This is a genomic window from Runella limosa DSM 17973, assembly GCF_000482465.1.
GTDB classification, from domain to species: domain Bacteria; phylum Bacteroidota; class Bacteroidia; order Cytophagales; family Spirosomataceae; genus Runella; species Runella limosa.
This window is the reverse complement of sequence record NZ_KI519423.1, coordinates 1-13,593: the sequence shown is the minus strand read 5'-3', so window position 1 is coordinate 13,593 and position 13,593 is coordinate 1. Positions and strand designations below refer to the sequence as shown.

The window sequence follows — 13,593 nt, the reverse complement described above, 5'->3', positions numbered from 1 at the left end:
AACCTCATTCGTCCGTATGAAATTACTTAACGTTGTGCGCGTACTTACCGTGCTCATTATTGTTGTCGCTTTATATGCAATAGGTCTTATTGGTTCGTATATTTTGGGCGAGTCAGATTGGCTAAAAAACTATACTGCCTCCTTCGCAACGGCCGATACTGCCGCCGTCACTCCTTATGATACCAACTTCCACGCGCTTTGGACACAACCTGCCGATTGGCGTTTGGAAAAACTTTCGCCCGAAAAAAGAAGTCAAATTGAATACGGAAAAGAGCTCATTGCGCATACGGCCGATTACCTTGGCCCTAGAGGAAAGGTAAAAGCGATTTCCAACGGGATGAATTGCCAAAACTGCCACCTCAACGCGGGCACTCAGCCCTGGGGCAACAACTACTTTGCCGTACAAGCCAATTACCCCAAATTCCGTGAACGTTCGGGGACGGTAGAAAACCAAATAAAACGAGTAAACGATTGCTTTGAACGTAGCCTTAACGGGAAAGCCCTTGACTCTACTAGCCGCGAAATGCAGGCAATTTTGGCCTATATCAAGTGGATTGGAGGCGATGTTCCTAAAAAATATACCCCACGCGGTTCGGGAATTTACAAACTCAAACTAATGAAGCGCGCCGCTGACCCCGATAAAGGAAGAGTTGTTTATGAACAAAAATGCCAAAGCTGCCACCAAGCCAATGGCGAGGGCGTGATGGCCGAAGGCGGGCGTACCTACACTTATCCGCCACTGTGGGGCGAGCATAGTTACAACAATGGTGCAGGTTTGTTTCGCCTTTCCAATTTGGCGGGCTACGTAAAATACAACATGCCTTTTGGGGCAACATACGAACGCCCGCAGTTGTCGGACGAAGAGTCGTGGGATGTGGCGGCTTTTGTCAATTCGATGCCACGCCCTAGCAAAGATTTGAGCAAGGATTGGCCCAACATCGCTGTCAAACCTTTCGACCATCCTTTTGGCCCTTATGCGGATCCTTTTTCGGAACAACAACACAAGTACGGGCCTTTCAAACCTATTAAGGAATGGAAGGAAAAGCACAAGAAAAAATCGTAAACTCTTAACATTAGTATTCAATGAAAAAAGTCCTGATTGCCTTATTGGTTATCCTGTCGGGTTTTACTACCCAAAGTCTTGCCCAACAAACCGAAAAAGTTCACAAAGTTGTTTTTCACTTAGCTACCAGCGATACATTGGCGCATAAGGCTTTGGCCAAACAGCTTTCCAACGTGCTGGATTACTGGAAAAATGCCCAAATCGAAGTGGTGGTTCATAACAATGGTATTGGTTTTATGAAAAAAAACGAAGCTAGAACTGCAAAAGAAATTGAAGCATTAAAAGCGAGGGGAGTGACCTTTGCGGTGTGCGAGAATACGTTGAAACAACGCAAAATTGATAAATCTGAAATACTACCCGAAGCAAGCTTTGTGCCTGTTGGCATTGCCGAGTTGGTGCTCAAACAAGAAGAGGGATGGGCGTACATCAAAGCAGGATTTTAGGCTATTAATTTGTCATTTCGAGATACGAGAAATCCAAAATCCCAGTTAACCTATGCACTCAAGACGACAATTCATTCAAGCAAGCCTATTGGCAGGATTAGTGACAGAAAATTCGACGGTTTTACCTGAAGTAAACAATGAACCGCCAGCTCCCCCAACTCAAAACGGCACCATTACTTTACTCCAAACCACGGACGTTCATTGCCAGCTTCATGCGCACGATGAGCTTTTTTGGGAGAACAAGCAGCTTACATTCCGTAAAGCAGGCGGGTACGCCCACCTCGCCACGGCCATCGACCAAATCCGCAAACAAAACCCCGATAACACCTTTGTGATGGACACGGGTGATATGTTTCAAGGGAGTATGCTGTCGGTCAAAACGTCGGGGCAGGCGTTTGTACCACTGCTCAATGCCATGGGCTATGATTTGTATTTGCCTGGTAACTGGGAAGTGGTGTATTACAAACAAAATATGCAAAAGTTGATGGGAGGGTTGATGGCTCCCAAGATTTGCACCAATATGTATCATGACTTAGGCGAAGGGAAAAAAGGAGAACTGGTTTTTCAGCCGTACCATATCATTCACAAATTGGGGGTGAAGATTGGTTTTTTAGGATACACCGACCACCTAGTACCAGTCCGTCAGTCGCCTTATTACAGTAAAGGAATTATTTACACCAAGCCCGAAGACAACATCAAGTATTGGGTGGAAGTGTTAAAGCAACAAGAGCAGTGTGATTTTGTGATTGTGTTGGCACACATAGGGTTATCTCAACAAATTGCGTTGGCCAACCACCCCGATGCCAAAGGTGTGGACTATGTTTTTGGAGCCGATACCCACGAACGAGTCCGTAAGCCGATTCAGTGCGAATATGCCAAAGTAGTAGAACCAGGCGCATTTGGGTCATTTATTGGGCAGCTTAATTTGCAAGTGAAAGACGGAAAAATTGTAGGAGAAGACTACGAATTGATTGAAGTAAACCCCAAAAAATACCCCGCCAAGCCCGAAATCAAAAAGCTGGTGGAGGAAATTGAAAAGCCTTATCATGCCCAAATCAACCACATAATTGGCTATAGCACTGAGCCTTTGTACCGAAACATGGTGGTTGAAAATACCATTGATACGCTCATTGTGGATGCCCTCAAATGGAAAGTAAATTCAGAAATTGTGTTATCAAACGGTTTTCGGTTTTGTCCACCGCGCATACCCGATGCCTCTGGCAAAGTAGCAATCACCGAAGGTTATTTATATGATATGCTTCCCGTAGATGCCACCGTCCGCGTGGGAAAAGCCACGGGCCAACAACTGGTAGATTGGTTAGAAAAAGAACTACAAAATGTATTTGCCCAAGATGCTACCAAGCGTTTTGGAGGTTGGGTAGTGCGTTTTAAAGGCATGGAAGTAGAGTTTAAGGCATTTGAACGCGTGGGTCAACGGGTAAAAAAAGTAATGATTGGCGGCAAGCTGCTTCAACCCGAACAAACCTACACCATTGCAGCCTGCGAACGCGACGGCGACCCCGAAGACATGCTTTGCCGCATGAGAGGTGTCAAAGAAGCGCGTAATACGGCCTATACGTTACATTCAGTAATGAAAGATTATTTGAAAGAATTTTCGCCCGTAAGCCCTAAATTACGCCAATCGGCCAAGGTACTTGATGCCCCCCAAACGCTGCTTTCGCAAGTTTCGGGCGTGGATTATCAATTTTTGTAGAAATCAAAGAAATTAATTAACCCATATCAAATGATTTAGGAAAGTGTTCAATTTTGACCTGTTTTTCTGCTGCTTTAGTTCCAATATCAGCTAAAAGAAAACGGTTTTCAGCTTTAGACATTTCGCGAAGTGACTGGAGGTTAATGTTCGTAAAACCCAATGAATTTAGCTCATTTTCATCTAAATTGATGTTATACCGTAGGTAATGTAAGAATTTTTGTCCGCCCAATAAATCTCCCTTCATATCGCCTATTTCTCGATTAATGCGTATAGCCGTTGGGCTTTCTGACAGGTATTGTAGTATTGTTACGCCAAGCATATTGGCATCGTACATATACATATCTGCGGCGTTTAAAGCCCAATATAAATTATTGCGTTTGGCGGCTTCGGTCATTTCTATACGGTCGTTTGAAATACCTGTGCCGATAGAAGTAATCATTAATTTATCCTCCCCAACCTCCCAATGATAGCCAAAACCTTGGAGCGTAGCCATCATAAAAAGAAGCAGAGCAGGATTGTTGTACATACTCACACCTCCATCTACAAACATTCCTTGCTGGTTTTTTCCTACATTGACTTGTTGTGGCTCAAAATAACTGGGAGCTGCCGTACTGGCCCTAACGATGTTTTTGAGCAAAATACCTTTGTTAGCCTCATAATACTTACCATGGGGATTGTTATGAAAAACCCAAGTGCCGCCTGTATCCGAACGCTTGGTAACGATAGCCAAGCCAGTTTTTAACTCCTCTGCCCCTAAAGTGAGCTCCCCAAGGTGTTCATCCAATTTGGCTTTAAGCTTGTTGGGCTTGAATTTAGCGAGCAAATACCGCCTCAGAAATGACTCTTTTTCGCTAAAAATAGCTTCTCCTAATTCTAAATACAGCGTTTTTATCTGTTCTACGCTTTTGCCCAGCGCAAGCAATGTAGCGATGATAGACCCAGTACTCGTACCACCGATTAAATCATAATAATCACAAAGCCGAAAATCTGGCTTTTGATAGCGTTCTCTGAGTATTACTTCAATTTTTTCGAGGTAACCGAGCGTGATGGCCCCTCTAATGCCTCCGCCATCTAAGGCGAGAATACGATGGTGGTTATTTATTGTCATATTTTAGATTCAAATTATACATTTGCTCAAGTGGTGTTGTTAGTGGAGATAGTAAAGTGTTAAATTTTCTAAACCAATTTTGTATTTGAGAATAGTTTAATTGAAGCTCTTTCCGCTCAATATTATCTAATCTACTTGTTATATGATCATCAAGTAGAACCTCTTTGTTTAAGAATTTGTTGATATGTATATTAAAAAAAAATCTATTATAAAATAAGTAAACCGTATTGCTATTACAAAAAAAAGCATCAATATAGTTTATTTTTTGATTAGTAAAGAATATAGAAAACTCATTGGTGCTAAGATTTTGTATTACAATCTTACTATTACTGTGCCAACATATAAATTTCTCGGTATCATCAAAATAAGCATTTATTAGCCCTTTAATATTGAGAGGCATTTTTATAAATGTTTCAGAGTATTTTTTCCATATCATTGCTCCCTCTTTAGTATGTACTGTGATTAAATATTTGCCAGTTTTAGAGGTAATTACTTTTTCTATTGGAGATAAGTTCTTTAAAAAACCTGCTTTTTTGATTTTGGTTTTACTTAATACTAATAATTCTAATTCTTGATTTCTTTGAGAAACTTTGTCGAATTTTTTTAGAATGATTAAGCTATCTCCGTATATATCAAGTCTATTAAAGTCTTTACGACTTGGAGTATATTCTATTTTGCTTGTTTGATTTGTAAATGTAAGTCTTCCATTAGTACATATCCCTAAAATGCCGCTTGAATTAAAACATACCTTTCTAAAGGTCATGTAGGGTTTTAATGTTTTGTAATTTAATACTATAATGGAATCTCTGGTATGATTAGTAAAATTAAGACAAATCAGACTGTCATTTATATTTGTATATTCTGGAATCCAAGCAATAGCACTATTGTTACTTCTAACTTCTGTAGATATGGAGTCAATTTGATTGTTTTTAATGTTTAATATTTTATGAGAAGGATGATTGTAAATTATTTCTCCATTTAAGCCACTTTTATAATACCCATTATTCTGATAAAATGCAAATTCCCCATTGTTACTAAATCCTAAATTAGATATTGTATTTCTTAAGGGTATGTTAAATATCGAATCTCCATAGAAGTTTGACAAAATCACTTTACTTGTGCCTGAATGGTACGAAAGTAAATAATCTGATTCTCTTGAAATAACAATTTTATTAATATCACTTGTAGTATCTATAATGGGATATATTCCATTATAGTTTGATAAATTTAATATTCTATTTCCATTTGTTCCTATGGAAAAATATGGAAAATGAAAAGTGTTTATTCTGCCTAAAGAAATAAGTTTTAGTGAATCTCCTTTAACTTCCCATATTTTATCATAACTCCAAATATAACGGCCGTTAAAACTTGTTCCTATTATTGAATGGCCTAAAATGCTTTCAAATTGTTGAAAACTAGGTAAGCTTCCTTGCTCTAAATCAAATATTCTATATTTGTAACCAAATTCCATAAGGTTCCAGTCATCTGCCTGTTTAAAACGGCATATTAGGTAGCGATTACTGTTAGAAACAAAAACACCATCAATCGCTTCATTGATTGTGTTTTTAAATGAAAATTTTGTTATTAATCTTTGATTTTCAATGTTGAGTATTTTTATCTCTGTCAAATTATTTGAGGTTTGGATCGTTGCGCTATATCTTCTAATGCTTAGGCTGTCATTTTGAAGCCAATCATTATTAAATTTATTATTGTGTATTTCTTCGAGAAGAGAATAGTAGGTTGATGAGTCTTTCCCAAGTTGTTGCTTTGTTGCAATTATATTTTGTTCGTTTATTAATGGGTCATTTGAGGTTACATAAGATTTGAGGAGCTTAAATTCATTTCCATTGTTTAAGAAAATATAAAAATGACTATCATTGCCAATTCCTTCAATTATTGCAACTCTTGAATCTTGTGATAAGAATATTTGAAGAATTTTGTCTGATTTATGGGTAAAATTTGTATCAAGGTTGATTTTTTTGTCAAGATTATGGTATTTTAAATCTATAAATTCATAGACATTGTTTGGGTTTACTTTAATTAAAATATCTCTATTTTTGGAAAAGTAGAACCCTTTGCTCTTAAATGATTGAGTTATTTCTTTGAACTTAGGTAGCAAAAATAATCTTCTTGAATTTCTGTCGTCAAAATAAAGAAATGAATCATTTTTGCTCATAACAAATTTGTTATGATTGTTGTATAAATCTAAGTCAAACATTAGTTTTTCTTTAAATAAATACGTAGTTGTGTCTCTAAATATTTGTTCAATTTTTTGTTGAATAATTTGCAAATTAGGATGCAATTTATCGGCTCTCAATAGCACTTGAAGTTGGTGTGCTGGTATCAATTTGTCAATTGTAGAAGCCCAATAGAGTGCTGTAGCACGGTTTCTTTCCTTTCTCGCAGAATCTCTTTGCGCCAGTATACGACTGTTTATTTCTTCTATCTTGTTATTTGCCATTCTCGTCTTAGTGGGATCACATAATTTATATGCATTAAGTTGTTTCAAAATAAATACAAAATCTGGTTCGCCCTTTTTGTCTTCATCCTGAACATGTTGCCAAAAAACTTCGCATTTTCTTTGTTGAGAAAACGTAGGAATAAGCAAGAAATAGCAAAATAAAAGATAGAAATATTTCATTTCAATGTCCTTTTTAATTCATTTATTTCTGTTTTTTTTTCTGTGAAAGCCTTGTGTTTTTTATTTTTCCATAGCAAAGTATCTGCTGTTTGGAGTTCTTCGAGGGCTAAGTTTTGACCATAACCTCCAGCGTCTTTAAAAATTTGAGCATTTCTAATAGATTCTTTTAATCGTTCAAATTCAAATCTCCGTAGATTGTTTTGGGCAGTATCTCTTTCCATTTCTGCCTTTTTTTTCTGTCGCTCTGCTTCATTTGCGTTGTCATAAGCGAACCATCCAAAAAATCCAACAACAATTACAAAAGTTATTGCTAAAAAGTAAACTGTCCATCTTGCACGACTTTCTTTTCCTTCAATATTCCTACTGGTTGTATTTAAAATATAGGCAACGATTTCCAACAAGTTAGCTCTGTAAAATCCAAAATTTCTATCTTGTTTTGCTAAATTTTCTATTGTGCTAAGGTTAGTCCAAATAGGCCTATGTTTAAATAGTGTCGCTTGGATTACGGGATGTAAAGAAGTAGAAACTAAAATGTATTGTTTTTCTACTTCTATGATTTTTTCCTGTATTGTAATTTTTCCCTTAAGTAAGATAATTTTTATGTTTTTGAGACCTCTTTTTTGTTCTATCCAATATTTAATTTCATCACCGCAGTTTTTGGAGTTTGCTGAATTGGGGGATGCCAGTATGATTAAATGCTCTGATTCATCCAAGCCTTTGTATATTTCATCTAATCCCATCTTATTATTCGCATCATTTTGATCTTTAAATATTTTTAGACGAGGTATTATTTTTAATAATTTTGCAGAGTTTTCAATGTCATCATGTAGCTTTTCAGCTATTTCCCTGTCATCCCAAGAATAAGACAAAAACGCATTGTATTTATATTTGGTTGCCATTGTACTTTATTTCAAAATTTGCTTCAGCCCCTTTAAAACCAAAGAAACCATTTGCGGTATATGGATGGTTGCAAAAAGGAGTTTGTTTTCATCTTGAGACAATCCATTATTTAAACCCTCAATTCCTCTTTCCGCAAAAAACTGATTCAATTCTTCAAAATTTATTTTTTCATCAGGATGCCGAGCATTATACAAGTTGATGGTTTCGATGTACTGAGTTTTGTCTTCAAAATGAGCTAATTTCAAAACATCCGAATTTCCCGTTTGCAAAGCATCTATCACTGCTTGAGCTGCGCCACCAAATGCCCCACATAAATAAACAGGTTTGTTGGCTTGCATGGCAAGTAGCACTTCTTCTACAATGCCCGAAAACTTACTTTTGTATCCCTTCCCACTTGGCGAAAAAGGAGTAGTTTGTCCGCCTAATACAATTCGAGCATCAATGGCATTGTTTATTGTTTCTCTCAACTGAGTCATTGAACGAAACCAGTAATAATTCGCCTCGGCATTGCTACAGGCAAACAGTTCAGAGGGTTCTTTAGAAGCTAAATCATTGGGTAAACCTAAAACATGAAATTTAACTAAATCAAGCAATTTTACCTGTTTTTCTTCTGTTAAATCTACGCCTATTGGATAGCCTAAAAAACTATGCAGATATGATCGCTTTTCTTCTTCAATGGGTGTAAAATGATTGACCAATTCATATAGTTGTTCTGTAAAACCCATTTGCCGTAAGTCACCCCCATAAGCCAATGTAAATCCTTGAGTGAGTAAATGCCTTGCTATTTCGATATTAGCATCTTCTAAATGAAAGTTGCCGAAACCAAGTGCTCCGATATTTTCACTTTCTGAAATAGAAATGCCAATTATTTTATTCTTAAAGCTCATTTTTATCCAAGGTAAATAAGGTAGTAGGGGTCATAAATTCAAAAGGGTCTAATTCTAACAATATTTCCCGTTCCTCGCTGGTAAGGGGTGGGTCTGGATAGACCACTACTTTAATACTATTAGTGGTTCTGTCTAATAAAGTTAATAATTCAGGAGGGCTTCCCATAATCTTTAAGCCCTTTTTTTCTATATCAAAAGCTTCAATCTGATTTTGGATTAGGCGTTTAGCGTATTCAAAGCGTAGGGTTTCAAACAAAATCGTATGAAATATTATTTTTATACTTTCTTGTTTGTACATACAGACAGGGCCATTGCCCAGGTACGGAAAACTTCTATCTTCTTTTTCTTTAATTGCATTGACAATGACAAATGGTCTGCTGTATTTTTTGGCTTTCAATACTTCCCAACGACACCACTCTCGTGAAGCATAGGCATCAGTAAGAATAACCAAAAGGGTTGATTCTTTTAAGTTTTCGTCAATTACCGTGTCAAATCGGTATCCGTAAGGAATATCTTTTTTATCAAAAAAAGTATTTAAAGAAGTTTTCTGATTGAAATAGTTATCAATATTCTCGGTGATAGTTTTACCATCAAATCGAGCATAGCTAAGGAACAAGGAGAGTTTTTTTCCTGCATAACTTGTAGGTATGTCAGAAATACGAGGTTTGCTGTAAATCAATCGGCACAATTCATGTGTCACTCTTATAATTAGCTCATCCTTTTGTTCCTCAAGCTTTTCATATTCATATAAATTGATGAAATTCTCTCTTCTTATCGAGTTTGAAATTTTATAGGCTGCATTTGAAATAGCAACAGGTATAAAACGGTGCATATCTTTTCTGTCCGTTTCCTTATTTTCATATACATTATGGAGTTGTTCAATATAGGCTCGCCATTCTGAATTAAGTAAACATTTTTGATCAATTAAGGCAATTATCATACTTCGTTCAATAGTCTCGTCTAAGGCAATAGGTAATGGAACTCCATTGGCTAAAGCCTTATATCTGAAAAACACGGGAATGTTTAAACCTCTTGAAAGCGGGTTTTTAATATCACGAGTAAAGAATGAATAGATATGCTCGGCAATTTCTTTTCCTTGAAGGAATTCTTCATGCCAAACGACGTAAATGTTGAGGGGAGATTTGTATCGCATGGCTGTGATTAGCTAAATGAATTTCTTTGCCTTAATATTCTTGATAAATCAGAGTTATATTTTAGACTTAATTGATACGCTTTTTCAATTTCGTTTTCGAGCGTTCTGTAATCTCTTGGCATATCAATGATATTACATAGATGTTTGTTATCAAGCAACCTTTGCGGAATCCAATGCACTTTATTAGGAATTAGAATCCCTAAAATTCCATTTTGATTCTTACCAATTTGCGTTCTAAGACTATGGTAAATTTCCCAATCTACCCACCAACGCCCACCAGTTTCTTTGCCTATCAAAACAATAGAAACACTCGCTCTGTCAATTCGAGGCGATATGTAATTTCGTTTTATATAGTCGTCTGACAAGTGGCTCAAATCTTGATTGGCTAAGGAACTATCAGAAAAAACACTTTTTTCAAGGCTAAACTTAGCCCTAAAATCATCTGCCGCATCTTGGTCTAATCTGTGTGCATAGCTAACAAATACGTTTTTCATAATTTTTTTGTTTTAAAATAGACTTAATTGGTCATATTGTCGCCAATGAATAGGGTTGCCGTGAATGCCTGTAGAAAAACTACTTTCAATCCAATTAACAAATTTCTGACATAAGGTAGCATCCAAAACGTTGGGGGACGAATAGTCTCTCAATTTACTAAACACATCTAAAAATTGATTTGGAACTTTAATTTTAGCATCTCCAAAATAATAAAAATGGTCTGATATGAGCACGAATTCGCCATTAGTGTCTGTTTTAATATGTTTAGCTCGGATATTTTCAATTGGGTGTGAGTGTTGACATTTGGCTTGTACCCAGTCATTGTTTTCATCTTTTGTGTAAACATTGTCCCCATGAATTGTAACGAGGCTACCATTTAGAATAGGTTTTTTAAACTGAAATCTTACATCATCCCAGTAGTCTGTTAGTGTTATTTTTTCGGTAACTTTCATTAAGTAAATAGGTCTATAATAAGCTGATTTTATCTTTTTTGAGCCACTACCTATTATCCAGTCGCCAACCTCCGCCTTTTTACGAATATGCGGTTTGCAAGTAGCCAAAGTACATACTCCGCCAAATGGATTGGGAGCAAATCCATAGTCACGAGTCATTTTATAGGAATAAAAGGCCATTAGCAGCTTACGGTTTTGACATTATAAAAAGATGGCCTTTTTGTTCCATCTGGATTCTCCCAATCATAAGGAGTATTGTTCTCTATTGCATCAATAATTTTCTCTACTGAATTCCACCCAAAAAGTAAACTCCCGCTGACATTCAACTCATCTGGTAAATCGGCCCCCTTTGCACCATGGGTATAAACTCCTATTATTTTCTTGCCTTTTTCCCGCGCTTGTTTTATCTCATAATCTACCCATTCGCGGGTATGGGTTCTGTCGCCAATCAAACAAATGAATATACCCGCCCAGTTGATTCTCATGCGCAACAACCTTTTAACGACTGCGTCTGATGGCTTTTTATCACGAGGTTTATGTTTTGTACTATCAATTGAACTGTTTTTTAATTGATAGCCTTTATCGGCAAATCGTTCTTTCAGCCGTTGTAGTTGAGGGTCATCTTTGTGATAATGACTAATAAAGACATTCTTTGACTTATTCATAACTTAATTTTATCATTAATGCCCCACTTTGGTGGATACCAATAGGTAATAGCTTCGTTTTGGGGCGTATAAATCTGTTTAATGCGTTTTCGGTCTGATAGTCCGCTAATTTCTGGGTGTTTAACACGAGCATACTTATCTATTTCACAAAAGAGATTTTGGCAGTCTATAAGTTGAAGTGGTCGTCCCCATAGATTTTTGAACTCAATACCCAACCGTTCAAATTCTAATTCTTGCCGTTCAGTTACGTACTTTATAATATCGGTCTCGTTATAATCTCCATAATCCGAAAAACACTTTCTTATACCATCTTTGGCGCCAGGTCCAGGGACTACAAAATCCATTTCGCCGAAGGTGAGATGTGGCCCATAGTTAAGGTCAATGGCATATTGAAACGCCAAAAAATTACCAATTGTAGGATAAGACTTTAGTAATTCAAATATTTTTTCAAGGCTTTGGGCTTCCAAAATTCGTTGTGGTAACCTTTCATCAAGCATCATTCTAATAAGACAAAGATGGTTCTCAAATTTTCGTTGATAGCCAAAAGTGCTTTTGCCTGATGCCATGATATACGCTCCCGAATACACCGTTTCACCTGCTTGCATAGCTTCTGTTAATAATTTTGCATAACGCCGAAAATTAAAGTTTTGAGAATGAATTTCACCAAATTCAGCCAAAATCAATTCCCATGTATCTATTTTATTAAAAATCTTATACAAGATAGTTCTAAAAAATATTTCTTCAAAATTTTGATTGCCTTTATAAATCACATTTTTGATAAGATATTGACTTACTCGGTCAGAAGCGCGGTAAGCATTGGTAAATTTGTGTTTTAATAAAATAGAGTCATTAGTCCACGGTCCAGCTGGTTGGCTGAATTTTTTGAAAAAAATTTCTTGACGGGCCGCAGCAAAACGCCAGTATGAATCAAAAACAATGGTAGGAGTTGGTGTTTGCTTAGGAGAAAAAATAAGCATAAGATAGGGTATTTAAACCAAAAGCCAGCATTAGCTGGCTTTTGGTGACAATATTCGATAGATAAATTAGGTTAACGGTAAATAAGCTACATTTTGAGAAAAAGCATCAAAAATGACCTTCCCACCTCGGTTTTTAGATAGAAGACGAAACATTTCATAAGCTTTCAAAATAGCTACATTCCATTCTTTACGGGTGCGTACTTTCACTTCAAAAGGCTCTGTCATTTCTTTAATAATTTGCAACGTGGTATTAGATACATTTTGAATATTTTTAAAAAAATCTTTTTTTCTGGCTTCATTGAAGATTAACAATGAAATTGCTTCTTCAGTAATAGCTGCTCTTGCGCCATCTTCTACTTCATCCATTAGCCTATCGCTTTTACGCTTACACTTTATCATGGCTCGTGCACAAGGAGACCAACCTAAAATAGCAGCAAAAGTATAATGGAAAATATCGTGATAACGGTAAAAATCATTTTGATAGGAGTTATCATTGATAATATCGCCTATTTGATAACTCTCATTGAAGAGAACTTGCACTTTATCTGTGTCAACTTCATTGAAAGTAACACTAAACTGGCGAGGAAGTTGTTCTTCCAGTCTAAAATCACTATCAAAGAAGAATTTTTCAGAGCTATTTCGTTGTGTCATTTTGAAGCTTTTTTAATTTCAAAATACTATCTACTTTACTGTTAACTATACTATCTATTTTTACTTGTTTAATTTCTTCCTGTACAGATTTAGCCTTTATGCCGTATTCGTAGCCTTTTTTCAAAGAATCATTATTGTGCTAACCGCTAATTATTGGACACGTAAATGATAGAAAGTTAGAGACTTCAAGCACAGATTTTTGTCTTATTTTGAGTTAAATTTTTCATGTCAATGTTATGTTTGAGCAAATACTTGTAAGGGCTTTGAAAGTTGATTCCTCCATGTATTCTCTCGAAATTATAAAAACTTCTAAATTCCTCCAATGTTTCTCGAGCTTGCTTCAAATCGTCAAATTCAAACCTCTGACATACAGAGCTTTCCATGATGGAATGGTAGGCTTCGATGTGCGCATCTTGTTGGGGTGTTGCAGGTTTTGTGAATTCT

14 protein-coding genes are annotated in these 13,593 nt (G+C 36.5%); 3 read left to right on the top strand and 11 right to left on the bottom strand.

Annotated elements, in window-relative coordinates; genetic code table 11:
* Nucleotides 1-16: 16 nt before the first annotated feature.
* From K339_RS0120065 to K339_RS0120055, 3 genes are read left to right on the top strand one after another with little or no spacing between them, the layout of a single operon-like run.
* A complete protein-coding gene (locus K339_RS0120065; RefSeq protein ID WP_028525201.1) occupies nt 17-1,063 on the top strand; it encodes a c-type cytochrome in 1,047 nt (348 codons plus the stop codon).
* A gap of 20 nt (nt 1,064-1,083) precedes the next feature.
* Nucleotides 1,084-1,506 carry a DsrE family protein gene (locus K339_RS0120060; RefSeq protein ID WP_028525200.1) on the top strand — a complete coding sequence of 141 codons (423 nt, stop codon included), beginning with the start codon at nt 1,084-1,086 and terminating at the stop codon, nt 1,504-1,506.
* A gap of 52 nt (nt 1,507-1,558) precedes the next feature.
* Entirely contained in the window at nt 1,559-3,220 is a 1,662-nt protein-coding gene (locus K339_RS0120055; protein WP_028525199.1) for a bifunctional metallophosphatase/5'-nucleotidase, read from the top strand.
* A 16-nt stretch (nt 3,221-3,236) separates the two neighbouring features.
* Here K339_RS0120055 and K339_RS0120050 read toward each other — a convergent pair whose 3' ends face one another.
* The 11 genes from K339_RS0120050 to K339_RS34265 form a co-directional block, all read right to left on the bottom strand.
* Complete coding sequence (locus K339_RS0120050) at nt 3,237-4,328, bottom strand: patatin-like phospholipase family protein (protein WP_028525198.1); 1,092 nt, start codon at nt 4,326-4,328, stop codon at nt 3,237-3,239.
* Nucleotides 4,315-6,969 (bottom strand): hypothetical protein, encoded by a 2,655-nt coding sequence (locus tag K339_RS0120045; protein ID WP_037301329.1) that lies wholly within the window; start codon nt 6,967-6,969, stop codon nt 4,315-4,317. The genes K339_RS0120050 and K339_RS0120045 overlap by 14 nt, the downstream gene beginning before the upstream one ends.
* The gene (locus K339_RS0120040; protein WP_028525196.1) at nt 6,966-7,868 is read right to left on the bottom strand and encodes a toll/interleukin-1 receptor domain-containing protein; all 903 of its coding nucleotides are present in this window, start codon (nt 7,866-7,868) and stop codon (nt 6,966-6,968) included. The genes K339_RS0120045 and K339_RS0120040 overlap by 4 nt, the downstream gene beginning before the upstream one ends.
* 6 nt (nt 7,869-7,874) lie before the next feature.
* Nucleotides 7,875-8,756 (bottom strand): hypothetical protein, encoded by an 882-nt coding sequence (locus K339_RS0120035; protein ID WP_028525195.1) that lies wholly within the window; start codon nt 8,754-8,756, stop codon nt 7,875-7,877.
* A complete protein-coding gene (locus K339_RS0120030; protein WP_028525194.1) occupies nt 8,746-9,909 on the bottom strand; it encodes a toll/interleukin-1 receptor domain-containing protein in 1,164 nt (387 codons plus the stop codon). Before K339_RS0120030 ends, K339_RS0120035 begins: the two co-directional genes overlap by 11 nt.
* Nucleotides 9,910-9,917: 8 nt before the next feature.
* Nucleotides 9,918-10,403: a TIR domain-containing protein gene (locus tag K339_RS36130; RefSeq protein WP_028525193.1), complete on the bottom strand. Its 486-nt coding sequence runs from the start codon at nt 10,401-10,403 to the stop codon at nt 9,918-9,920.
* Nucleotides 10,404-10,415: 12 nt separating this feature from the next.
* Nucleotides 10,416-11,036 (bottom strand): Nmad2 family putative nucleotide modification protein, encoded by a 621-nt coding sequence (locus tag K339_RS0120020; protein WP_028525192.1) that lies wholly within the window; start codon nt 11,034-11,036, stop codon nt 10,416-10,418.
* Nucleotides 11,036-11,521: a TIR domain-containing protein gene (locus K339_RS34275; RefSeq protein ID WP_037301325.1), complete on the bottom strand. Its 486-nt coding sequence runs from the start codon at nt 11,519-11,521 to the stop codon at nt 11,036-11,038. The genes K339_RS0120020 and K339_RS34275 overlap by 1 nt, the downstream gene beginning before the upstream one ends.
* Entirely contained in the window at nt 11,518-12,498 is a 981-nt protein-coding gene (locus tag K339_RS0120010) for a nucleotide kinase domain-containing protein (RefSeq protein WP_028525191.1), read from the bottom strand. Before K339_RS0120010 ends, K339_RS34275 begins: the two co-directional genes overlap by 4 nt.
* 66 nt (nt 12,499-12,564) lie before the next feature.
* Nucleotides 12,565-13,149, bottom strand: coding sequence for a MazG C-terminal domain-containing protein (locus tag K339_RS34270; protein ID WP_051398137.1), 585 nt, complete (start codon nt 13,147-13,149; stop codon nt 12,565-12,567).
* A gap of 185 nt (nt 13,150-13,334) precedes the next feature.
* A partial coding sequence (locus K339_RS34265) for an integrase core domain-containing protein (protein WP_037301322.1) occupies nt 13,335-13,593 on the bottom strand: 259 nt, incomplete at its 5' end.

Coding starts and splice junctions, on each gene's coding strand:
- K339_RS0120065 (WP_028525201.1), top strand. CDS start 17: ATGAAATTACTTAACGTTGTGCGCGTACTTACCGTGCTCATTATTGTT.
- K339_RS0120060 (WP_028525200.1), top strand. CDS start 1,084: ATGAAAAAAGTCCTGATTGCCTTATTGGTTATCCTGTCGGGTTTTACT.
- K339_RS0120055 (WP_028525199.1), top strand. CDS start 1,559: ATGCACTCAAGACGACAATTCATTCAAGCAAGCCTATTGGCAGGATTA.
- K339_RS0120050 (WP_028525198.1), bottom strand. CDS start 4,328: ATGACAATAAATAACCACCATCGTATTCTCGCCTTAGATGGCGGAGGC.
- K339_RS0120045 (WP_037301329.1), bottom strand. CDS start 6,969: ATGAAATATTTCTATCTTTTATTTTGCTATTTCTTGCTTATTCCTACG.
- K339_RS0120040 (WP_028525196.1), bottom strand. CDS start 7,868: ATGGCAACCAAATATAAATACAATGCGTTTTTGTCTTATTCTTGGGAT.
- K339_RS0120035 (WP_028525195.1), bottom strand. CDS start 8,756: ATGAGCTTTAAGAATAAAATAATTGGCATTTCTATTTCAGAAAGTGAA.
- K339_RS0120030 (WP_028525194.1), bottom strand. CDS start 9,909: ATGCGATACAAATCTCCCCTCAACATTTACGTCGTTTGGCATGAAGAA.
- K339_RS36130 (WP_028525193.1), bottom strand. CDS start 10,403: ATGAAAAACGTATTTGTTAGCTATGCACACAGATTAGACCAAGATGCG.
- K339_RS0120020 (WP_028525192.1), bottom strand. CDS start 11,036: ATGGCCTTTTATTCCTATAAAATGACTCGTGACTATGGATTTGCTCCC.
- K339_RS34275 (WP_037301325.1), bottom strand. CDS start 11,521: ATGAATAAGTCAAAGAATGTCTTTATTAGTCATTATCACAAAGATGAC.
- K339_RS0120010 (WP_028525191.1), bottom strand. CDS start 12,498: ATGCTTATTTTTTCTCCTAAGCAAACACCAACTCCTACCATTGTTTTT.
- K339_RS34270 (WP_051398137.1), bottom strand. CDS start 13,149: ATGACACAACGAAATAGCTCTGAAAAATTCTTCTTTGATAGTGATTTT.